This window comes from Providencia sp. PROV156 (assembly GCF_028480905.1).
Classification (GTDB): Bacteria; Pseudomonadota; Gammaproteobacteria; order Enterobacterales; family Enterobacteriaceae; genus Providencia; species Providencia hangzhouensis.
In genome coordinates, this window is record NZ_JAMPPE010000031.1 from 24,712 (window position 1) to 43,394 (window position 18,683).

Annotated in this window: 26 protein-coding genes; 24 read left to right on the forward strand and 2 right to left on the reverse strand. The window is 41.7% G+C overall.

Annotated elements, in window-relative coordinates; translation table 11 throughout:
• Nucleotides 1-4: 4 nt before the first annotated feature.
• From PSF31_RS18640 to PSF31_RS18755, 24 genes are all read left to right on the forward strand, one after another.
• Nucleotides 5-1,000 carry a DUF2184 domain-containing protein gene (locus PSF31_RS18640; protein ID WP_272683262.1) on the forward strand — a complete coding sequence of 332 codons (996 nt, stop codon included), beginning with the start codon at nt 5-7 and terminating at the stop codon, nt 998-1,000.
• A gap of 66 nt (nt 1,001-1,066) precedes the next feature.
• Nucleotides 1,067-1,381, forward strand: coding sequence for a hypothetical protein (locus tag PSF31_RS18645; protein ID WP_272683263.1), 315 nt, complete (start codon nt 1,067-1,069; stop codon nt 1,379-1,381).
• A 9-nt stretch (nt 1,382-1,390) separates the two neighbouring features.
• Complete coding sequence (locus PSF31_RS18650) at nt 1,391-1,867, forward strand: DUF4054 domain-containing protein (RefSeq protein WP_272683264.1); 477 nt, start codon at nt 1,391-1,393, stop codon at nt 1,865-1,867.
• Nucleotides 1,860-2,411, forward strand: a complete 552-nt coding sequence (locus tag PSF31_RS18655) for a hypothetical protein (protein ID WP_272683265.1) — start codon at nt 1,860-1,862, stop codon at nt 2,409-2,411. Before PSF31_RS18650 ends, PSF31_RS18655 begins: the two co-directional genes overlap by 8 nt.
• Nucleotides 2,404-2,784 (forward strand): hypothetical protein, encoded by a 381-nt coding sequence (locus tag PSF31_RS18660; protein WP_272683266.1) that lies wholly within the window; start codon nt 2,404-2,406, stop codon nt 2,782-2,784. The genes PSF31_RS18655 and PSF31_RS18660 overlap by 8 nt, the downstream gene beginning before the upstream one ends.
• Entirely contained in the window at nt 2,772-3,257 is a 486-nt protein-coding gene (locus PSF31_RS18665) for a phage neck terminator protein (RefSeq protein WP_272683267.1), read from the forward strand. The genes PSF31_RS18660 and PSF31_RS18665 overlap by 13 nt, the downstream gene beginning before the upstream one ends.
• A 9-nt stretch (nt 3,258-3,266) precedes the next feature.
• Entirely contained in the window at nt 3,267-4,787 is a 1,521-nt protein-coding gene (locus PSF31_RS18670) for a DUF3383 domain-containing protein (RefSeq protein ID WP_272683268.1), read from the forward strand.
• Nucleotides 4,788-4,800: 13 nt separating this feature from the next.
• The gene (locus PSF31_RS18675; RefSeq protein WP_272683269.1) at nt 4,801-5,247 is read left to right on the forward strand and encodes a phage tail fiber protein; all 447 of its coding nucleotides are present in this window, start codon (nt 4,801-4,803) and stop codon (nt 5,245-5,247) included.
• Nucleotides 5,247-5,657, forward strand: coding sequence for a hypothetical protein (locus PSF31_RS18680; RefSeq protein WP_272683270.1), 411 nt, complete (start codon nt 5,247-5,249; stop codon nt 5,655-5,657). Before PSF31_RS18675 ends, PSF31_RS18680 begins: the two co-directional genes overlap by 1 nt.
• Before the next feature lie 26 nt (nt 5,658-5,683).
• Nucleotides 5,684-5,863 (forward strand): hypothetical protein, encoded by a 180-nt coding sequence (locus tag PSF31_RS18685; RefSeq protein ID WP_272683271.1) that lies wholly within the window; start codon nt 5,684-5,686, stop codon nt 5,861-5,863.
• Nucleotides 5,864-5,903: 40 nt separating this feature from the next.
• Nucleotides 5,904-8,294, forward strand: coding sequence for a hypothetical protein (locus PSF31_RS18690; RefSeq protein WP_272683272.1), 2,391 nt, complete (start codon nt 5,904-5,906; stop codon nt 8,292-8,294).
• Between the two features lie 59 nt (nt 8,295-8,353).
• Entirely contained in the window at nt 8,354-8,818 is a 465-nt protein-coding gene (locus PSF31_RS18695; RefSeq protein WP_272683273.1) for a hypothetical protein, read from the forward strand.
• Between the two features lie 130 nt (nt 8,819-8,948).
• The gene (locus PSF31_RS18700) at nt 8,949-9,395 is read left to right on the forward strand and encodes a hypothetical protein (protein ID WP_272683274.1); all 447 of its coding nucleotides are present in this window, start codon (nt 8,949-8,951) and stop codon (nt 9,393-9,395) included.
• Between the two features lie 243 nt (nt 9,396-9,638).
• Entirely contained in the window at nt 9,639-10,712 is a 1,074-nt protein-coding gene (locus PSF31_RS18705; protein WP_140182658.1) for an N-acetyltransferase, read from the forward strand.
• Complete coding sequence (locus PSF31_RS18710) at nt 10,690-11,079, forward strand: ASCH domain-containing protein (RefSeq protein WP_272683275.1); 390 nt, start codon at nt 10,690-10,692, stop codon at nt 11,077-11,079. The genes PSF31_RS18705 and PSF31_RS18710 overlap by 23 nt, the downstream gene beginning before the upstream one ends.
• A gap of 59 nt (nt 11,080-11,138) precedes the next feature.
• Nucleotides 11,139-11,882, forward strand: coding sequence for a phage baseplate protein (locus PSF31_RS18715; protein ID WP_272683276.1), 744 nt, complete (start codon nt 11,139-11,141; stop codon nt 11,880-11,882).
• On the forward strand, nt 11,879-12,151 hold the full coding sequence (locus PSF31_RS18720; RefSeq protein ID WP_272683277.1) for a phage baseplate plug family protein: 273 nt from the start codon (nt 11,879-11,881) through the stop codon (nt 12,149-12,151). Before PSF31_RS18715 ends, PSF31_RS18720 begins: the two co-directional genes overlap by 4 nt.
• Nucleotides 12,141-13,028: a baseplate hub protein gene (locus PSF31_RS18725; protein WP_272683278.1), complete on the forward strand. Its 888-nt coding sequence runs from the start codon at nt 12,141-12,143 to the stop codon at nt 13,026-13,028. The genes PSF31_RS18720 and PSF31_RS18725 overlap by 11 nt, the downstream gene beginning before the upstream one ends.
• Entirely contained in the window at nt 13,015-13,701 is a 687-nt protein-coding gene (locus PSF31_RS18730) for a Gp138 family membrane-puncturing spike protein (protein WP_272683279.1), read from the forward strand. Before PSF31_RS18725 ends, PSF31_RS18730 begins: the two co-directional genes overlap by 14 nt.
• Before the next feature lies 1 nt (nt 13,702).
• The gene (locus PSF31_RS18735) at nt 13,703-14,056 is read left to right on the forward strand and encodes a hypothetical protein (RefSeq protein WP_163762028.1); all 354 of its coding nucleotides are present in this window, start codon (nt 13,703-13,705) and stop codon (nt 14,054-14,056) included.
• Nucleotides 14,053-15,243, forward strand: a complete 1,191-nt coding sequence (locus PSF31_RS18740; RefSeq protein WP_272683280.1) for a baseplate J/gp47 family protein — start codon at nt 14,053-14,055, stop codon at nt 15,241-15,243. Before PSF31_RS18735 ends, PSF31_RS18740 begins: the two co-directional genes overlap by 4 nt.
• Nucleotides 15,243-15,875: a DUF2612 domain-containing protein gene (locus PSF31_RS18745; RefSeq protein WP_272683281.1), complete on the forward strand. Its 633-nt coding sequence runs from the start codon at nt 15,243-15,245 to the stop codon at nt 15,873-15,875. The genes PSF31_RS18740 and PSF31_RS18745 overlap by 1 nt, the downstream gene beginning before the upstream one ends.
• A 7-nt stretch (nt 15,876-15,882) precedes the next feature.
• Nucleotides 15,883-17,289, forward strand: coding sequence for a hypothetical protein (locus PSF31_RS18750; protein ID WP_272683282.1), 1,407 nt, complete (start codon nt 15,883-15,885; stop codon nt 17,287-17,289).
• The gene (locus PSF31_RS18755) at nt 17,286-17,903 is read left to right on the forward strand and encodes a tail fiber assembly protein (RefSeq protein ID WP_272683283.1); all 618 of its coding nucleotides are present in this window, start codon (nt 17,286-17,288) and stop codon (nt 17,901-17,903) included. Before PSF31_RS18750 ends, PSF31_RS18755 begins: the two co-directional genes overlap by 4 nt.
• A gap of 40 nt (nt 17,904-17,943) precedes the next feature.
• Here PSF31_RS18755 and PSF31_RS18760 read toward each other — a convergent pair whose 3' ends face one another.
• Nucleotides 17,944-18,222, reverse strand: a complete 279-nt coding sequence (locus tag PSF31_RS18760) for a hypothetical protein (RefSeq protein WP_272683284.1) — start codon at nt 18,220-18,222, stop codon at nt 17,944-17,946.
• A complete protein-coding gene (locus tag PSF31_RS18765) occupies nt 18,219-18,464 on the reverse strand; it encodes a DinI-like family protein (protein ID WP_272518197.1) in 246 nt (81 codons plus the stop codon). The genes PSF31_RS18760 and PSF31_RS18765 overlap by 4 nt, the downstream gene beginning before the upstream one ends.
• Between the last annotated feature and the right edge of the window lie 219 nt (nt 18,465-18,683).

The following is an 18,683-nucleotide window of genomic DNA, read 5'->3' on the forward strand; positions in this document are numbered from 1 at the left end:
AACCATGCCACTGAATTTTAATGCGTTAGCAAATCGCGCTGGTGTCGTATTTGCAGCAGGTTATCAGCCACAGGAATTGACTGCACAAGTTCGAGCAGCGATTGCGATGGATAGTGAACTTGTTACTGCCCCAAATGCGGGTATCCTGTCCATTTTCACCACCTACGTTGATCCTAAAGTTATTGAAGCCGTTGTTACTCCGATGCGAATGGCCGAAATTTTTGGTGAAAAGAAACAAGGGGATTGGACCACACAAACAGCTGCCTTTCCTATGATGGAAGCAACGGGTGAAGTTTCTACCTATGGAGACTTCAATAACAACGGTCAAACGGGTGTCAACGTTAACTGGCCACAACGCCAACCCTACCATTATCAAACGTTTGTGCGTGTAGGGGAGCGTGAAATGGAGTTAGCCGGCGCGGCTAAACTCGATTGGGCTTCAATGAAACAGCGTGCCGCTGTATTAACGTTGAATAAGTACCAAAATAAATCTTATCTCTATGGGATTGAAGGGCTCGAAAACTACGGTTTATTAAACGACCCGGGCATGTTGCCAAACATGACGTCAGCGGCGTGGGATAATCTGGATGGTGAGGCGGTCTATGAATCCATTCGTAAACTGTTTTCTCAACTGGTTAAACAGACCAATGGCTTAGTTGATCGTCATGAAAAAATGGTGTTAGTGCTATCACCAGAAATGGAGACAAATTTAACCAAAACCAACCAGTATAACGTTAACGTTTCTGACCAGTTGGCGAAAAATTTCCCGAACTTAACTGTGAAAAGCATTCCTGAGTTTTCAACGTCAGCGGGTGAAGTTGTTAAGTTAATTGTGGAAAGTTATGAAGGACAGCCAACGTTAGATCTTGGCTTTACCGAAAAAATGCGCGTTCACGCAATGCTACAAAAAGCCTCGTCATGGGAGCAAAAACGCTCACAAGGTACATTTGGTTGCGTGGTGTATCGCCCACTGTTTATTGCATCGATGTTAGTGTCTTAACGATATTCGATTGCTCACATTAACCGCCTCCGGGCGGTTTTCTCGTTTATAAAAAGGTGATGATTTATGTCTACAGTCACAATCGCATGCAAACTGTCCAACGGTATTTATTTGGACGTTGGCGAACAACGCGAAGAAATTAAAGGTTTCGCAAATGGTATTAATGATGGGAATGGCTTTGGCTTGACCTATGGTGTCGATAAGTCGCTATGGGATGCTTGGTATGCGGAAAATAAAGAGCGTGCTTTAGTGAAAAACGGGCTTATCTTTGCACACGAAAAAGTGAAAGAAACTAAGGCAGAAGCCAAAGATAAAAAAGAGCTGCAATCTAAAACCGAACCTTTACAGCAAAAAGCCGATGGTGTTGAAGCCGCTAAGTAAGGAGCCGTCATGAACAGAATGGCAATGCTTCATTATCGTAGCCAACAGTCTCAGAGTGAACCAACCGGTATTGTGGAGTTAGACACTGCTAGGTTTAAAGACGCTTATCCGCAATTTAGTGCGCTTAATGATATGCAGCTGCAGATGCTCTTTGTGAAAGCGTGTTCTTTACTGAATAACACAAAGTGCAGTTATGTAAAGGATTTGGCTGAACGTGAAATGCTGCTGTTTTTGTTGATGGCCCACATGGCATATATCCAAAGCCAAATTGCGGAGGGCAACAGTGCGGTAGGTCGCGCATCGAGTGCGAGTGAAGGGAGTGTATCGGTTTCTCTGGATTATGGTCAGACAACTAATGCTGAAAAGTGGTACACGCAAACCCCGTATGGTGCTGAGTATTGGCAGATGACCAGTAAGTACCGTTCGTTCCTTTATGTACTCGGTGTCATGCCGATGCCCGTTTGGCGAGGGAGCTATTATGAGTAGTAAACTTGAAGCGGCATTGAGTAAATATTTAGGCGGTAACTTAGAGTTACGCGCGGGGATTCTGGAGGGCTCGACATATGAAGATGGCACCTCGGTAGCACAAATTGGCTATATCCAAGAGTACGGAGCAACGATCAATCAACCGGCAAGAACGGGTACCATTTATCGGCGGATCCGCAAAGATGGCACACTTAGCCGAGGTGGACGGTTTGTTAAGGCCAAAAGCGCTAACTTTGCCACTGACCATCATATTCCAGCACACACCATCAACATTCCACCTCGACCCTTCTTTCGTACTGTTGTAGCTAATGGTAGAACCACATGGCCTACCATTCTTGCGCAGTCTATTGAGCGATACGGAAGTGTTAGAAAAGGCATGGAGTCGTTAGGCAGAGCGATAAAGAATGAGCTGGAAGTATCGGTTTTAACATGGGAAACGCCACCTAATGCTAAATCGACAATAGCGAAGAAAAAATCAGCGAGTCCTTTAGTTGAAACTGGCAAATTACATCACTCATTCAGTTTCGAGGTGAACGATGATTAATGTTCGATCTCTGGCCAATACCGCGATTCAAATCGTTAATAAAAATATTCCTGCTGTTTTGATGGCCAACGAAGGTTACCAAACAGACGATGCGGGTGTGAATACAGCAAAATTTGTTAATTACGATATTTCAGTACAACTGCAAAGCTTGAGTACACAAGACCTCGAACACCTTGGCGTGATTAACCAGCAAGGACAATTTATTTATGGTTATGCAAGAGGGCAGATATCTGCACTGAGGCGACCTAAAGAAAAAGGGGCAGATAAGATGATGTTTAAAGCCTATGGCGAAGATGAAAAGTCTGAATGGCTAGTGACGCAAGTTATCGAGTCTTATCCAACGTGGGTGAAGGTGCTGCTATGGCGACAATAAGCGTTACTGAACGCGATATTTTTGTAGAGCTCAGAAAGTACCTGATTGAGCTATTTGATTGTCCAGTTCAGCAAGGCTATCAAAACAACACACCTGTACCTGAAAACGGTATCGTCATGCACATGTTATTTGAACATGATTTGGATTACACCGCTGAATATTGGGATGCTGTACAAGAAGAAGTGACGGCGCAGCGCTCAGTTAAGGCGACATTTCAATTGGATTTTTATGGTGTTGAAGCTAATAACCGTTCTCGCGTGGTGGCCAACCTTTGGAAGTCATCATACACCACTGAACGATTAGTAAAATGCCAACCACTGGACAGCGGGCAACCGAAGAAAGATGTGCTGGTGGATCAGGCCAATCAGTACGAAAACCGCATGATGTTAGAAATTACCCTGCAATATAACCCTGAAACCTCGTATCACGTCGATGGTGTCGACGAAATCTCAATTACTACCACAAATATCTAAGGTAAAAATATGAAATCTATTCCGGCAAGCGATATCGTCCAGATATTGCCCGGTGTCGTTGGCACTGGTGGCAACCCTCTGGCGTTAAACGCGTTGTTTATTACCAAAAGTCAGCCTGAATCCATGCTAGGTGTAAAAGCCTTTGGCTCAGCGGATCTGGTTGGTGAAGTGTTTGGTATCGATTCGAAAGAATATGAATCGGCTCAAGTCTATTTTAAGGGCTTTGAAAACTGTACGATATTGCCTGATACACTTTATATCGCTTCTATGTCATCCAACGCACAAGCTGCAAAGTTGGTCGGCTCAAAAGTGCCTAATCGTACACAAGGCGAATTCACACCACTGCCAACCGGTTTTGTGATTACCATCGATGGCAAACAAATTTCTGCAGAAGTGGATGCAAGCGCTGCACTGGGTTTTAGTGGTTCAGGTAGTCAGCCGTTTGATAGCGGCGCGTTCTACAATGCGTCAAGTTATTCCGCTTTGGCTGAGTTGGTCACTGCTGCTTTAAATGGCGCGGGAACCTGTAAGTATGATACTGGTGCGAAAACGTTCATCATCGAGGGGAAAACCAAAGGCGCGGTAGGCAATATCTCGACCGCTGAAGGGGGGCTTGCTAAATTCATGTGCTTGACTGAAAGCGCGGGCGCCCAAACTAACGATGGTATTAATGCCGATACGGTTGAAGATTTACTTCCACGTATTACTAAAGAAACGACTAATTTTGTCTCAATCATGACCATTGGTTTTAACGCCGAGGAAATGATTAAAATCTCTCGTTGGGTATCGTTGCAAAAAGACCGTTATTTGCATGTGCTATACCAAAAAGATAATGCAAATGGTGAGCTAGAAACGCTTTCAAGCGCAATTAAAGAATCTGATATGGGCGGTACGTTCTTAATGTACGGCGACCATACCCATGCCTCCTTTATTTGTAGTTACCCTGCGTGTTTGAACTTTGATGAGCGTAACGGCCGCACAAATTTAGCGTTTAGAAAACAAGAGGGCCTAAAACCGACAGTTACCGACAAAGCGCTAGCGGACGAACTATTAGACTTAGGTTTTAATTTCTATGGTGCTTACGGTACCGCCAATGACCGCTTTATCTTTGTGAACCCAGGTTCAATCTCAGGCAAATTTAAATGGATGGATAGCTACGTTATCCAAGTGTTTTTCAATAGCCAGTTGCAGCTTGCATTGATGACAATGTTAACAAGCTTCAAGAGCATCCCTTATAACGATGCAGGTCGTGCTATGCACCGTGCTGCCATCCAAGACCCTATTAATCAAATGCTGAACTTTGGCGGCATTCAAGCGGGTGTTGAGCTGTCAGAGCAACAAAAAACACAAATTAATAGTGAGGCGGGTTTTGATGCCGCAACGCAACTTAACGTGACGGGCTGGTGCTTGAAGATAGAGAAAACCTCCGCGCAAACACGCGGCTTGCGCAAATCGATGCCATTGAAATTATGGTATGCCGATGGCGGTAGTGTTCAATCCGTTAATTTACCGTCTATCAATGTTCAGTAAGGAGTAACACGCTATGTCAATGGGTCATAATGAAAAAACGATTACAGCCGCTAACTCGGTCATGATGCTGCGTTGTGAGGGCGTTTATGATAACTGGGTGCGGATACTTGGCTTCCAAGCAGATAATGCGTGGGAATTTGGTGACGCGAATATTGGTGAAACTCGCATGGGTGTGGATGGACGACAGTCCATTGGCTATACACCTCACGAAACGCCGTGGACGCTTTACCTTGAAGCGAACAGTCCTTCAACACAAATTATGGAGAACATCCGCAAAGACTTTAACGCCAACATGGAAACGCGCTTTATTGAGGTGATCATTGAAATGCCATCCATTGGTAAACGTTACACAGGCAAAGGCGGTATGACGTCGATGAAAGGCGGTGCGAGTGGTAAGAAAATGCTCGAAGGTACCGCGTATAACTTCAACATGGTCACTAACGGAGCGGATGAAATCTAATGTCATTAAAAACAAAAACGGTTGTTATTGAAAAAGGGCGCGATGCAGGTAAAACCTTTGTTGTGACTGAAATGCCTGTCACTAAAGCCGACAGTTGGGCGATGCGAGCGATTTTTGCCTTAGCTAATGCTGGTATCGATATCGGCGATGTAAAACCAGAAATGGGGATGATGGGCTTTGGTCAGGTTGCTATTAAAGCGCTATCCAGTATCAAAGCCGAAGTTGGGATCCCGCTTCTGAATGAATTACTCGACTGTGTCCAAATTGTCCCTACAGGCGGTAATGCGCGCAATATGGAAATTGATTCAGATATTTTTGATGTCATGACCTTGTTTATATTACGCAAAGAAGCACTGGCCATTCACATTGATTTTTTAGTTCAAGGCGGTTTGTCCAGTTCAAACAACTAAGGGCTGGCTTACCGCTTCGTGAAGGTGTGCTTGTCGAAACAAAGAATGTGTCGAGTGTGGTCAGAGAGATAGCGTGCTCTGGCCTAGCAACATATACCGAGTTAACGACAACACTGGGGCTAGAAGATGCAATGAACTTGCTCGAAATACACCATGTGAATGAGTACAACAAGCAAGTGATGAAAGAATTGAGTCAACAACAATAAGCCGCTCTTGCGGTTTTTTTTATTTGCCGCAGGAGTGCTTATGGCGACGATCATCGATGCCTTAATTGTTACGTTAAGATTGGACAATACAGGGTTTAAAGAAGAAACCCGAAAATCAACGGCTGAAAGTGATCGCTTATCGGCTTCACTGGATAATGTGAATGAGTCCTCTGCGGATTTAACCATCACTATTAAAAATCAGGCCGATGAAACCAAAAAAGCCAAAGAGAAAACAGAGGACTTTACACGCTCAATGTATAACGGTGTGAAAGCCTTAACCGCATTTTTTGGTACCATCATGGTTTCATCGGGTTTGGCAAAGCTGATTACAGACGTTAACCAGGCTAACGATAAACTTAATTTTCTGAGTAAAAACTTAGGCATGAATGCCACTGAAGTTAAAAAGTGGCAGAACATGGCTGAAATGGCAGGTGGTACTGCTGATGGGATGACAGCCAGCTTATCTAACCTGAGTAAATCGTTGTGGGATTTAGTGACTATTGGTGATGCGTCAGTACTGCCGTATTTCAACGCGCTTAACGTGGGTGTGGTGGACTCTACAGGCAACATCCGAAATCTTGATGATATCTTGCTTGATGTCGCAGATAGTTTATCAAAAATGTCACGGCCGCAAGCCTACAATATTGCTAAAAATATGGGCTTTGATGAAGGAACCATTAACACGTTACTTCAAGGTCGTGATGCCATGGAACGGCAACTCATTGCTCAAAAAAATATTGTTATTTCATCCCAAGAAGAGCTTGAAATTAGCCGCAAATTGAACGAGCAAAACGCGTTAGTCAGTCAGCAATGGGAAGGGCTTAAAACACTTATCGCTAATTACTTAATTCCTTATTTTCTTAAATTCTCAGAACGGCTCACCGCTTGGCTTGATTACCTTAATCGAAACCGTGATGGGGCTATTTTGATATTTAAAGGCATCGCGGCCATTATTGGGCTAACACTTATTCCATTGGCGCTAAAAGCGGCAATAGCCTTCGCGGGGATGTTTGCACCGCTGCTTACTGGTGTTGGTTTAATTCTTGCGCTAGGTGCTGCGATTATTGGGCTATCCAATGATTATGAGGTTTGGAAGCGTGGCGGTAAATCGATGTTTGATTGGTCGGAATGGTCCGCATCAATTGAAACGGTTTTAGGCTGGTTAGATCAGATTTCCAAATGGTTTAAAGATACTAAAATTGGTAAGTGGTTTACTGACCAAGAAGGAAATCTTAATAAATGGGAACTGGCACTTGCCGCTTTCGCGACTTACTTTGGCGGTAAATGGGTTGTCGGCATTCTCAGCGGGTTCGGTAAATTGTCGTTAGGATTCGCAAGATTATTAGGCTGGCCTGGTCTATTAGTTGCAGCGTTTGTTACTGCTATACCTATTATCAAATCCTATATTGATGAGGCCGCTGAACATTTCGGTGATGTGATGGCTAAAGCGGGGGAAAAAGCCTCTTTAGTTGTTGCGGCAGTACACAAGTTTAATGATCCGAATGCAACAACGGAGGATAAAGTGATTGCTGGGGCTAAAGCACTTGATGGAGTCATACCAGGAGCTGGGGTTTTAGCTTTAGGAAAAGATGGAGTTAAAAATGTTATAGAAAACTTGTCAAAGCCATTTCTTAACAGTGGCTCGTCTTCTGGCTTTACCGCTTCAGGTGTCGAAGTTCCAAATGAAGATAAGCGTATATATAAAACCGAAAATGGAGATGTTATTCGTGAAGGTGGGTCAAGAGCTTGGCGTAATAATAACCCTAGCAATATGATTTGGGGTAAAGCAGCGCAGAGCCTTGGTGCAATCGGTCATGATACTAACGCACAGGGACATACGATGGCGATTTTCCCAAATAAGGAAATGGGAGATAAGGCTAGACAATGGATGCTTTTTGAAAGCAATTGGGCTAAGCAATTAAGTACGAAAGGTGATTATGGCGCAGGTCTTGGGTATAAAGATAAAACAGTATCACAGGCGATCACAAGTCACTCCCCACCTGAATACAACAACACTGCTGCTTATATCAGTGAGGCCCTAGCGGCAATTGGTGGGCAAGATAAACGCATGGGTGACTTAACTACTGATGAAAGGAAACAGTTAATTGCGGTTATTGATAAAAAAGAGGGGTGGGATGTTGGCAAGGAGTATAGCTTAAACGCTAAAAAAACGCTTGATTATATAAAGTCGCTTGATGATCAAATGACTAACAAACCAGTGCCACATAGTGTTGCTATAGATATAAACAGGACACTTGCAACATCGGATAATTTAAGAAGTAATTCTCAGTTAGCCACAAACAATAGAGTGGAGGCTACTTTTGGAGACATCAACATTACAACTAGCTCACCAACGGTACAGGGGAGTTTATCTGATGTGTTGGAAACCACAAATGAGATGATGTTTCAGCTTATAGCTCCTATGTCCTAATTTGCTTTAATTTGTATTAAGGCAGTGGCACAATAGATTAAATAATATTCATGAGGTAAATGATGATTAAGTATATCTGCGCTTTGCCTATTTTGTTTTCTAGTTTTGCATTTTCGGCGGTAAATAATAATGACATGGGGCTATATAGAGATAATAGCTATAACATTTTAGCATTAGCTGGGGAGTACACTTGTAGTGTTCAGTCAGTACCTGATAATCTGAACGATTCTGATAAATTTAATAATGTGCAGATAGGAACTGCAAAACTAGAGGTGACACCTTATTCTGGCGATAACTCTGCTATGATAAATATAAATTTTGATACCGGGGTTAATATCACATCCCCTAAACTTCAAGTCACCATGAAAGGATCTGATTTGACAGCATATCATTATGAAGCTAAAGATTTTATTTTCGTTTATGGGATAAGGGAAGATATTGGAATTATGCTTGTTGTACAAAATAAAAGAAAGGGCGAGGAGATAGCTGTTTCACTAGCTAACTGTAAGTACGACAAAAAATAATGTCGTATAGTAGAAGTGATGGGCTTAAATATAGGTGCTGTTTCGCTGGGCTAATATCTTGATTGTCCGGCTTTAAATTGCGGTGATCCAGTGGCACAATGACCTTAATTAAATTAATCAAGGACAGAAAATGATTAAGAAATTTACTGCTGGATTGTTGTTTCTGCCGTGGTTTGTTTTCGGTGCTGCAGACCCACTATCAATAAAAATAGATAGTAATGGTAATGTTCAACTTATTGATGGTAATTATCAGTGTTCTTATTCGGAAATCGAACAGAATAGCTCAAGGGATGAGAAGTTAAAAGGTGCCGAAATTTACATTGAGAAAGGGGAGAATGACACAGCCTTATTTATCGTGTCTTTCCCCGGAGGAATATCAATGAATCCACCAATTGCCAAAAAAGCAGAACAAACAAAAGACACCGTGACATATCAATCCACTGATGAGCTCGGAAATGTTTTTTTTGTTGGTTTGACAACTAAAGATGGAGTTGTATCTGCATTAGGTTCTAAAAATACGATTCTTCACGCAAGCACTTTTATATCGGACTGCAAGCTAATCCGTAACCTAGAATAGCAGTACACCTTGCTTACTGTATAGGTGCTCTTAAACGTAAAATTTAATCAAGATAGGTGTGGATTTCATTACATGAAAAACGCTTTAGAATTAATTAATAAAGTTTCCTTACTTTGTGAACTCTGACAATAAAAGTTAGTTACCATAGTTGATTTTAATTGATATTCTTACCGTTCTTGAGTAAGAAAAACTTATCTATAAATATTATTATTTAATAAATGTACATTAGACAAGGTATTAGCTATGGATAACTTGCAGTATTTACCTTTTGGTAGAATTGATTTAAATGATGATTTTTTTTCAACATTAAAAACTGATTATAAGCATGGATTTATTGATTGGTTTAATAAAAAAGCGTTATCACTGGATGAAAAAGCATACGTTCTTTACGAAGATTCAGGTGATATTGATGGGTTTATGTACTTAAAAATAGAAGACGGATCCGTAGACGACGTATCACCACCAATATCTCATGGAAAACATTTGAAAGTTGGGACTTTTAAATTTAGTCCTAAAGGAACGCTAAGAGGTCAACGCTTTTTAAAGAAAATTTTTGATAATGCGTTGTCATATAATGTAGATGATATTTATGTAACAGTTTTTGAAAAGCACGATTATCTAATTAGACTATTTAAAATGTATGGATTTAATGAATGCGGAGTAAAAGAGTCTAAAAATGGTAATGAGATAGTGTTGTTGAAAGATATGAAACCTGATGAATCAACAGGTGATATTTTATCTGATTACCCACTATTCCCTATTGAACTGACACAGAATAAATATTTGTTAGGGATTCGTCCTGAGTTTCATACGGATCTTTTTCCTGATTCTATATTAGTAACGGAATCGCCTGATATACTAAGAGATATTTCACATACGAACAGCATTAGGAAAGTGTATATTTGCAAAATGAAGCAAGCTTTATCCTTTAAACCATACGATATACTCGTAATATACCGTATGGGTGATGGTAAGGGGCCAGCTCACTATCGCTCAGTTGCGACGTCGGTATGCATTGTTGAAAATATAAAGAAAATGAGTGATTTTGAATCAGAGGAATTATTTGTAGATTATTGCATTAAATACTCTGTGTTTACTAAGGAGCAGCTACAAGAGTTTTATCGGGATAAAGTGTATCCTTACATAATCACTTTTACATATAATTTAGCGTTCCCAAGAAGGCCAAATAGAGCATCGTTAATTGAAAACGTTGGTCTTGATCCTGATGAGCGCTGGGGTATACTCAAACTCACAGATGAACAATTCAACAGAATTTTAAGCTTAAGTGGCGCAGATGAAAGTATTATTATCAATTAAACCTGAATTTGTTAGTAAGATATTGGAAGGAACAAAAAAATATGAATTCAGGAAAGGAATGTTTAAGAATTCATCAGTTACTTCGGTCGTTATTTACTCTACGTTACCAGTTGGTCAAATTGTTGGCGAATTTAGTATAGAGCATGTTTTAGAGGATACGCCTCCATCAATTTGGAAAATTACCGAGGAATACTCAGGGATAAGTAAAAGCTTTTTTGATGAATACTTCCAAGAGAAAAGTAAAGCCTTTGCTATACAGATAGGTAACGTTCATGAATATGATGAGCCCATATCTTTAGCTGAACTTAGCGAGAAACTTGGGAAAAAAATTACAGCCCCTCAGTCCTATTGTTATTTACCAGCCTAAATAATAACCCTCTTCGGAGGGTTTTTTATTACCTAAAATTCGAGGTTCTTATGTTCGGAATGCCAGATATCCCTAACTGGAAGGGCATCCCCAATGCCGCGCTTGACGCTGGCATTAGCTTTGGCGGTGCTGCGTTAATTAATAAGCTGTTTGGTAACTACTGGGGGATCTTTAATCAATACGGAGTACCGTTGCTTTTAGCTGATAATGTTATCTCCCTGCAGTATCAAAACCAAAGCCGTGTTACTAATGCTCCTATTGAAAAGGGTTCTTTTGCCAGTTACAACAAAGTTGCTGACCCATGGAAAGCGACAGTTCAATTAAGTAAAGGCAGCGGCGGAACATTCGAGCGCGGGGCCTTTTTAGCGCAACTGGAAGTGCTCTCTAAAAGTACGCTTAAGTTCATCATTATCACCCCTGAGTTTGTTTATAAATTTGCAAATATCACGGGTTATGACTTAGCTCGTGAAGCTAAAGACGGTGCAACACTGATTAAGGTTAATGTGCATCTTGATGAGGTTCGTGAGGTTACAGTCAAATATGATGAAGAAGAGGTTAAGCAGCCAGATGATGCCAAAACGAAAGACGGTGGAGATAAGACGCAAGCCGCCGATAATGGTTCTTTTGAGACAAATTTAAAAGAATTGGCTGAAATTTTTAATGATCCTGATAAGTCATACCTCGTAAAAGGAAGTGAAGCGGCTCAGTTGGTTATTAAAGTTATGGGCAATATGTATAAAGACATACAGCAAGTCAAGGACGCAGCCGGTATGATGGAAATGCAGGTTGGAGGTGGATTTTGATAACAGAAATACCACTTTCGGCAGTACCTAATCAAGTCCTTACCGTTACCCTCGAACAAATCACTTACGAAATCATCCTCGAAACTCGGTTAGATAATTTATTCGCCACTGTAAAACAAAATGGTGAATATCTGGTATGCAATCGAATTTGTCGAAACCTAACGTATATTTGCCAGTGGCTGTTATTTATGGATACCACAGGCAATACCGACCCTGTTTATACGGGGCTTAACTCTCGTTACAAATTGGTGTGGCTCAATGGCATTTAATCGGAAAGTTATCAAAATAACGTTGGTGTTAGGCGGTAAAGAGGAAGCATTTACTTCTGACAATAAAAACAAACTGTCTGCTACTGGTTTAAGAATTAGTGCAGAGATCACAAATGGGAATGGGGCACCATCGCCATCAGCAAGGGTGAGAGTTTACGGTTTACCCATCGAAACCATGTCAAAATTACTACGTATTAAATGGCGAGAAGTCACTGCGCTAAAAAACTCAATTACGATAGAGGCGGGGGAACAAGGTGGGGACTTGGTAACGGTATTTAAAGGCGGTATCACTTTTGCCTATCCAGATTTAGCCGAAGCGCCTAATGTTTCTCTCGTGATCACTGCGCAAACAGCCGTGCTAGAAAATATGCAATCAACGGCAGCTGAGAGCTATGAGGGACCTCAAGACGTTATCAATATCATGGGTAACATTTGCCAGAGAATGGGGTATACGCTTGAAGGTAATGGTGTTAGCCAAAAACTAGATAATGTTTACTTATGTAATTCGGACATCAAAAAGATCCAGTGGTTAGCTGAAAGCGCCAACCTTGATTTATATATTGAAAGTAATCACATAGCAGTGACAAACAAGGGGCAACCTCGGAAAATAAAAATTCCTGTCATATCACCTGAAACCGGTTTAATAGGCTATCCAACGCCTACTATGCAAGGTATTCAATTTCAATGCTTCTATGATCCATTGGTGCGCTTTGGTGGCTTAGTTCGCATCAATGATAGTTTGATTGATATTTGCAATGGTGATTGGTTGATATATGGAGTGAGGGCCATGCTAGAAACCGAGAGTGATTCCGCACGCTGGTTTATGGATGTCGCTGCATCATTAAAAGGGGATAACGTTACTTATGTCCAAAGATAACAGCGCACTTCCTTTTGATTTACGTGATTTAGCCGGTGGCGCCAGAACACAAGAATACATCATCAATAGTTTAATTGGTCGCATCGGTACGGTTACGGTTTGTCGCATCGTCAAAGTGAAAAGTGATGGAGTAGGTCCTGTTGGCTTGGTTGATATTAAGCCAATGGTTCTGCAGGTTGATGGTGCTGGTAATGTTTACGATACCGCGACTATTTTTAACGTGCCTTACATGCGCTACCAGGGGGGCGCTAATGCTGTAATTATCGACCCCAAAGTCGGCGATATTGGTATTTGCTTAGTCGCCACGCGTGATATCTCGAAAGTAAAGCGCACTAAAAAAGATGCGCCACCAGATAGTAAACGTAAATTCGATTGGGCAGATAGTTTGTATATCGGTGGTGTTTTGAATGGCACTCCTGCGCAGTATATCCATTTCTTAGAAAGCGGGATTGATATTGTTGCGACAGGGGTGATTAAAGCCAAGGGCACCAAAATCATACTCGATGCGCCAGTCGAAACCACAAGCACGGTTCAATCAGCTGGTGATATCACTGATAACACCGCAGCCGGCAACAGCCAAACAATGGCAAGTATGCGTGTTACGTATAACGGGCATAATCACAAAGCTAACGCAGAATACGCGAACACGAATAAGCCAAACCAGCAGGTTTAATATGAAAACACTATTTCTTCACCCTAACACATGGGACTTAACCCTTGATGTGTCGGGGAACCTTGCTATTGCATCAGACCAATATGCTCGAGCGCAATCTGTTGCAAATAAGTGTCGGGTTTTTATGAAAGACATGTATTACGCACAGCAAGAGGGAATTCCTTATTTAGAGGAAATTCTTGGTAAGAATCGTTTCTCACTTTCGCTTTATCGTCAGTATTTACAAGATGCTGCGCTGTCCGTTGAAGGCGTAGTATCGGCAAAAGTGGAGCTTAGCACTGCAAATGACCGTGTTGTGCGAGGGCGAATTACATTCACAGACAAAGACGGCCGAGAGGGGGCGATAGAACTATGATCCCACCCATTGAAGTAACATCCGAGGGTATATTGGCACCCACGTCACAGCAAGTTATCGACGGTCTGTGGCAATTAATGCGTAATTGCTTCGGGGACACTATATCGACGGAGATGGATACACCACAGGGCCAACTGGTCACCACGCTGTCAGCGATTATTACTGATGAACGTAATTTCATGATCAACCTGCTTAACAGTTTTGACCCTCGATACGCGTCAGGAATGATGCAGGACGCCATTGGCTATATCTATTTCTTACAACGAAAGCCAGCGACTAGCTCAGTCGTTGAGTTAACCTTTACAGGGCTAGTGGGTGCTACCGTTCCTGAGAGTTTTCAAGCTCAAGATGTAACGGGGCGAATTTGGCAAACTGAAAAACAAACGGTAATTGGCAATACAGGGACAGTGATCGTTAATGCTTTTTGTTCTGAGGTTGGTTCGATACCAGCACAACCAGACTCAATCACTAAAATTATCCGTAGTGTTCCTGGTGTAGATTCGGTGACAAATTTAAAAGCCGCCATTGTTGGCCAGAACGAAGAGAGCCGGCAAGAGTTCGAATTGCGTCGATACAATTCTGTGTCAGCCAATGCCAAAAATATGAACTCGTCGACCTATGGCGCTGTATCAAATATTAAAGATGTCATTGATTGTTATGTCATCGATAACCCCTCAGATGCGACGGTAACTGTGGGTAAAACTAATTATCCGCTAATACGTAACTCAATCGCGGTTTCTGTCGTCGGTGGTGATGACCAGGAGATAGCGAAAAAAATTCTAACTAAAGCAGGGACGGGGTGTGCGTTTGTGGGTAATACCTCAGTGACTTATGAAGATGCTGAAAATTTCCCCTACATGCCGCCTAAATACGAAGTCAAATTTATCCGGCCAACGCATATCCCTGTTGAATTCACTGTCTCGTTTGAAGATAAAAATCTCTTAACGTTTCAAGAAAAAGATGCGGTTAAAAACGCAATATTGGAAGAGTTTAAAACAGGGCGAGGGAAAGGCCAGATAGCCAAACGGTTGATTGCCAGTGATTATATTTGCACGGTGGCTCAGTCAACCGTTAACCGGCTGTTGTCTGTCCAAGTCAGTAGAAAAGGAGGCACGGCAGGGAATTATGTTGATTTTGGAATAGATGAGTTTCCGGTATTGTCGGTCGATGACATAAGGATAACGTGATGATTGATATTAGAGAAACCCTACTCAGTCAATACGCAAACTCCCCTTGCATCACCTCAATCCTTAAATCAGTCAACGAAGCCATAGACCCCCGACAAAGTTCTGATGAATTCTATCATTTAGCTATTAACGTGCTAACGGCTCAAGGCTTCGGCTTAGATATTTGGGGCCGAATTGTTGGCATTAATCGGGGCCTGACAATACCGGATCCTGATGCCGATTACTTTGGCTTCGATGGAACCGAGAAATATTTACCATTTAACCAAGCACCATTTTTTGGGGATTTTAAAAACGAAAGCTCTTACTTGATGACTGACCCCACGTTCCGTGAAGTTATCATCATGAAAGCGTACGCCAATATTATTAATGCAACCGCACCTAATATTAACGCCTTTTTAAAAACCTCTTTTACGCGCGGAAAAGCGTATTTTTTGATTACTGGGCACATGAAAGGGGGATATGTTTTTGAATATCGACTTTCCGAATTAGAAAAAAACCTCATCTTTAATCACAGCATATTGCCGAGACCCAGCGGCGTCGAAATAACAATCCGCGAACTACCTTATTCCGATTATTTCGGTTTCTTCGGTTCAGGATTCCAAACCTTCAATCAGGCACCTTTCATTAAATAGGTACGTAATGAAAAATCCAAAACTCATCACTAAGCCATTTGCACAGAATGGCCAGAAGAACGCTATACCCGAAAACTACTCATCGAGCATGGAAAGCAACCAAGCTACATGGGATACCGGTTTCGGGCAAATCACGATGATCCCCGTCGCTGCTGGTGGAATGCCACCAAAAGGGCAGGACTTTAACGGTATTTTTAACCAAATCTCAGAAAACATTGTTTACTTATCAAAAGGAGGAAAGTTTAAGTTTTCTGCTGATTATGCTGCGTCAATCGGCGGTTATCCCAAAGGCGCTATTCTTCAGTCAGACGACGAAAAAAAAGAGTACCAAAGCATTGTTGATAACAACAAAGTTGACTTTAATACAGCGCCTCAATCACAGGTTAGTTCATCATGGAAGTTGATCAGCACAGATGACATGCTGTCACAAATTGCAGGTAAACAGCCTTCTGGTGACTATGCAACCAATGAAGCACTGAAAACAGGCTTATCAGGTAAACAACCAACTGGTGATTACGCTACAAACCCGACATTAAATGCTGAGCTTGGTAAGAAACTTGACAAAACAAGTGTTGCACAAGGGACTGGTTCATCAACAACGCAGGTCATGAGTCAATATGCCGCCACAAAGTTCTTTTTAAAGCCCGGTGATTTTGGTTTCGGTGGTGAAGCGGTAACGGTACCAGAAAGCACTGGATATAATGGCATTTCGCAAACAAGCGTTATCCGTGGCTCTGGTGTTCCGGGGTCTCCACCGGATTCATTAGCGTGGGGTGCGGTATTGCATTTGCAACGTTCTCCAGATAGATCTGTGCAAATTGGTTTTTGGAAAGGCAATATTGGTTCACGCAGTCAGCTTGCTGGCGTTTGGGATGACGATTGGCTTCTTGCCTATACCGAAGCCAATACATCAAAAGATAGAAATGGATACCTACGCACATCAACCACCACTGAAGATATGCAAAGTGTGCCTATCGGTGCATCAATTATTTGGAACTCATCAGCACCCATTCCTAATAATTTTTGGCCAAATGAGGGGCGTTCGTTCTCCGCAAGTGAATATCCAGAATTAGCAAAAATATTTACCAATTTAAAGCTCCCAGATGATCGTGGTTATGCTATTCGTGCAGCCGATAATGGTAGAGGCATTGATACTGGACGAACTGTTGGCACTTATCAAGAAGATGCGATGCAAGAAATATCAGGCTCTATCACGAATTTAGCATCAACAACAGGTGCATTAGCGCTAACGGGCGCATTTAGTGGCGCAAATGCCAAGCCAATAGAAAGAGCAGTTGGTAACGAAAATTCGCAATATACAACTATTGAATTTAAAGCATCTAGAGTTGCGAAAACCGCAAACGAAACTCGCATGAAAAACGTGGCTAAAATTTTAATAACGAGAGTGAAATGATGAAATACACAATTGAAGTTCAGCAAGCGCAGTTTGATGATAATGGCTTAGCTACTGTAGCAGGATGGGTAGGGGTTTACCTTTGTGACCCGATGACGCGCGAATATGTTCGTGCTTCATTGGATAATGTTCCGCTGGGGGGCTCTGTTGTCGCTGATGCTTATTTAGATAAACCAGAAATTCCTGCAGAATTAGGTATTGCAATTATCCGTAGTGAAGATGAGAAAACATGGCTTCATGTTGCTGACTACCGCGGTAAAACAGCGTATAGCGCTGAAACAGGTCAGCCAGTGGTAGTAGATTTTATTGGTGATTTGCCCGCTACACTTACACTCTTAGAACCCCAGACCGAGTTTGACAAGTGGAATGGAAAAAAATGGGTTACTGATAAAGAAGCGCAAAAAGCATCATTTGTCGCACAAGCTGAAAGCGAAAAAGCACAGCGATTAGGTGAAGCAAATAAACAAATTTCTGATTTGCAAGACGCTATTGATGTAGGGCTCGCTTTAGATGGTGATGAAGAAAAGCTGCAAGCGTGGAAAAAATACCGTGTACTTCTAAATCGTGTTGATATTTCTACTGCTCCAAGTATCGATTGGCCAGAAAAGCCTTAACACCTACCAAAATAAAGCCGCTGTAAAAAGCGGCTTCTCATCACATCAAGTATTTTTTAACGGGTTCAGGATAGTCATCACCCGTTTTTTCCAAATACTCTCCAATCTTAGCGTACATATGCTCTGCAATATCACGAGATAAATAGGTGCGCTGTGCTGGCCTATCAACATCTTCCCATTTGTGCGTTTCTTTGTTGATAGAGCCATCAGCAAAGGTGATTTCCAGTACTAAAACCTCATAAGGGCTATTAACGCCTACCTTCACTTCTGTGATTCGAGGAACAATATCAATGTTACTTTCACCGCGATCATTTTTCATGCTGGTACCCACGAATCATCAAGCCATATATTTTCGATAATTTCATTTATTTCTTTAGTCGCATCGTCACTTTTAGCACCGCTAACCACTAAAGATGTTGATGAGCTTAAAGCTACCCTGACGTTAAGTGGGCCGTACTTGTCACCAATCTTGTGTATCACTTGTTCACGTAGCGCATTGCGTACTTTTTCAGATGGCTTGTTGCTATTTTCTTTATCGAAGAGAATTTCAATACGAGGCATAATGTAATCTCCTGTTTAACTGTTAATTTATACAGTGTATTTATATACAGTAAATTATCAAATTGCAAATCTTAATTGAGACAAAATCATTCCCCAAAACTATTTATCACTACAATATAAATCAACAGGTTATATGTATAATTGAAACACTTAAATTCATCAGGAATGGAAAATAAATACTTTTAAAATCAATGTGATAATGCTTAATTGGGAATATAC

What these genes read in the sequence shown, in the direction of transcription:
- PSF31_RS18640 (WP_272683262.1), top strand. Translation starts at nt 5, where the DNA reads ATGCCACTGAATTTTAATGCGTTAGCAAATCGCGCTGGTGTCGTATTT.
- PSF31_RS18645 (WP_272683263.1), top strand. Translation starts at nt 1,067, where the DNA reads ATGTCTACAGTCACAATCGCATGCAAACTGTCCAACGGTATTTATTTG.
- PSF31_RS18650 (WP_272683264.1), top strand. Translation starts at nt 1,391, where the DNA reads ATGAACAGAATGGCAATGCTTCATTATCGTAGCCAACAGTCTCAGAGT.
- PSF31_RS18655 (WP_272683265.1), top strand. Translation starts at nt 1,860, where the DNA reads ATGAGTAGTAAACTTGAAGCGGCATTGAGTAAATATTTAGGCGGTAAC.
- PSF31_RS18660 (WP_272683266.1), top strand. Translation starts at nt 2,404, where the DNA reads ATGATTAATGTTCGATCTCTGGCCAATACCGCGATTCAAATCGTTAAT.
- PSF31_RS18665 (WP_272683267.1), top strand. Translation starts at nt 2,772, where the DNA reads ATGGCGACAATAAGCGTTACTGAACGCGATATTTTTGTAGAGCTCAGA.
- PSF31_RS18670 (WP_272683268.1), top strand. Translation starts at nt 3,267, where the DNA reads ATGAAATCTATTCCGGCAAGCGATATCGTCCAGATATTGCCCGGTGTC.
- PSF31_RS18675 (WP_272683269.1), top strand. Translation starts at nt 4,801, where the DNA reads ATGTCAATGGGTCATAATGAAAAAACGATTACAGCCGCTAACTCGGTC.
- PSF31_RS18680 (WP_272683270.1), top strand. Translation starts at nt 5,247, where the DNA reads ATGTCATTAAAAACAAAAACGGTTGTTATTGAAAAAGGGCGCGATGCA.
- PSF31_RS18690 (WP_272683272.1), top strand. Translation starts at nt 5,904, where the DNA reads ATGGCGACGATCATCGATGCCTTAATTGTTACGTTAAGATTGGACAAT.
- PSF31_RS18695 (WP_272683273.1), top strand. Translation starts at nt 8,354, where the DNA reads ATGATGATTAAGTATATCTGCGCTTTGCCTATTTTGTTTTCTAGTTTT.
- PSF31_RS18700 (WP_272683274.1), top strand. Translation starts at nt 8,949, where the DNA reads ATGATTAAGAAATTTACTGCTGGATTGTTGTTTCTGCCGTGGTTTGTT.
- PSF31_RS18705 (WP_140182658.1), top strand. Translation starts at nt 9,639, where the DNA reads ATGGATAACTTGCAGTATTTACCTTTTGGTAGAATTGATTTAAATGAT.
- PSF31_RS18710 (WP_272683275.1), top strand. Translation starts at nt 10,690, where the DNA reads ATGAAAGTATTATTATCAATTAAACCTGAATTTGTTAGTAAGATATTG.
- PSF31_RS18715 (WP_272683276.1), top strand. Translation starts at nt 11,139, where the DNA reads ATGCCAGATATCCCTAACTGGAAGGGCATCCCCAATGCCGCGCTTGAC.
- PSF31_RS18725 (WP_272683278.1), top strand. Translation starts at nt 12,141, where the DNA reads ATGGCATTTAATCGGAAAGTTATCAAAATAACGTTGGTGTTAGGCGGT.
- PSF31_RS18730 (WP_272683279.1), top strand. Translation starts at nt 13,015, where the DNA reads ATGTCCAAAGATAACAGCGCACTTCCTTTTGATTTACGTGATTTAGCC.
- PSF31_RS18735 (WP_163762028.1), top strand. Translation starts at nt 13,703, where the DNA reads ATGAAAACACTATTTCTTCACCCTAACACATGGGACTTAACCCTTGAT.
- PSF31_RS18740 (WP_272683280.1), top strand. Translation starts at nt 14,053, where the DNA reads ATGATCCCACCCATTGAAGTAACATCCGAGGGTATATTGGCACCCACG.
- PSF31_RS18745 (WP_272683281.1), top strand. Translation starts at nt 15,243, where the DNA reads ATGATTGATATTAGAGAAACCCTACTCAGTCAATACGCAAACTCCCCT.
- PSF31_RS18750 (WP_272683282.1), top strand. Translation starts at nt 15,883, where the DNA reads ATGAAAAATCCAAAACTCATCACTAAGCCATTTGCACAGAATGGCCAG.
- PSF31_RS18755 (WP_272683283.1), top strand. Translation starts at nt 17,286, where the DNA reads ATGATGAAATACACAATTGAAGTTCAGCAAGCGCAGTTTGATGATAAT.
- PSF31_RS18760 (WP_272683284.1), bottom strand. Translation starts at nt 18,222, where the DNA reads ATGAAAAATGATCGCGGTGAAAGTAACATTGATATTGTTCCTCGAATC.
- PSF31_RS18765 (WP_272518197.1), bottom strand. Translation starts at nt 18,464, where the DNA reads ATGCCTCGTATTGAAATTCTCTTCGATAAAGAAAATAGCAACAAGCCA.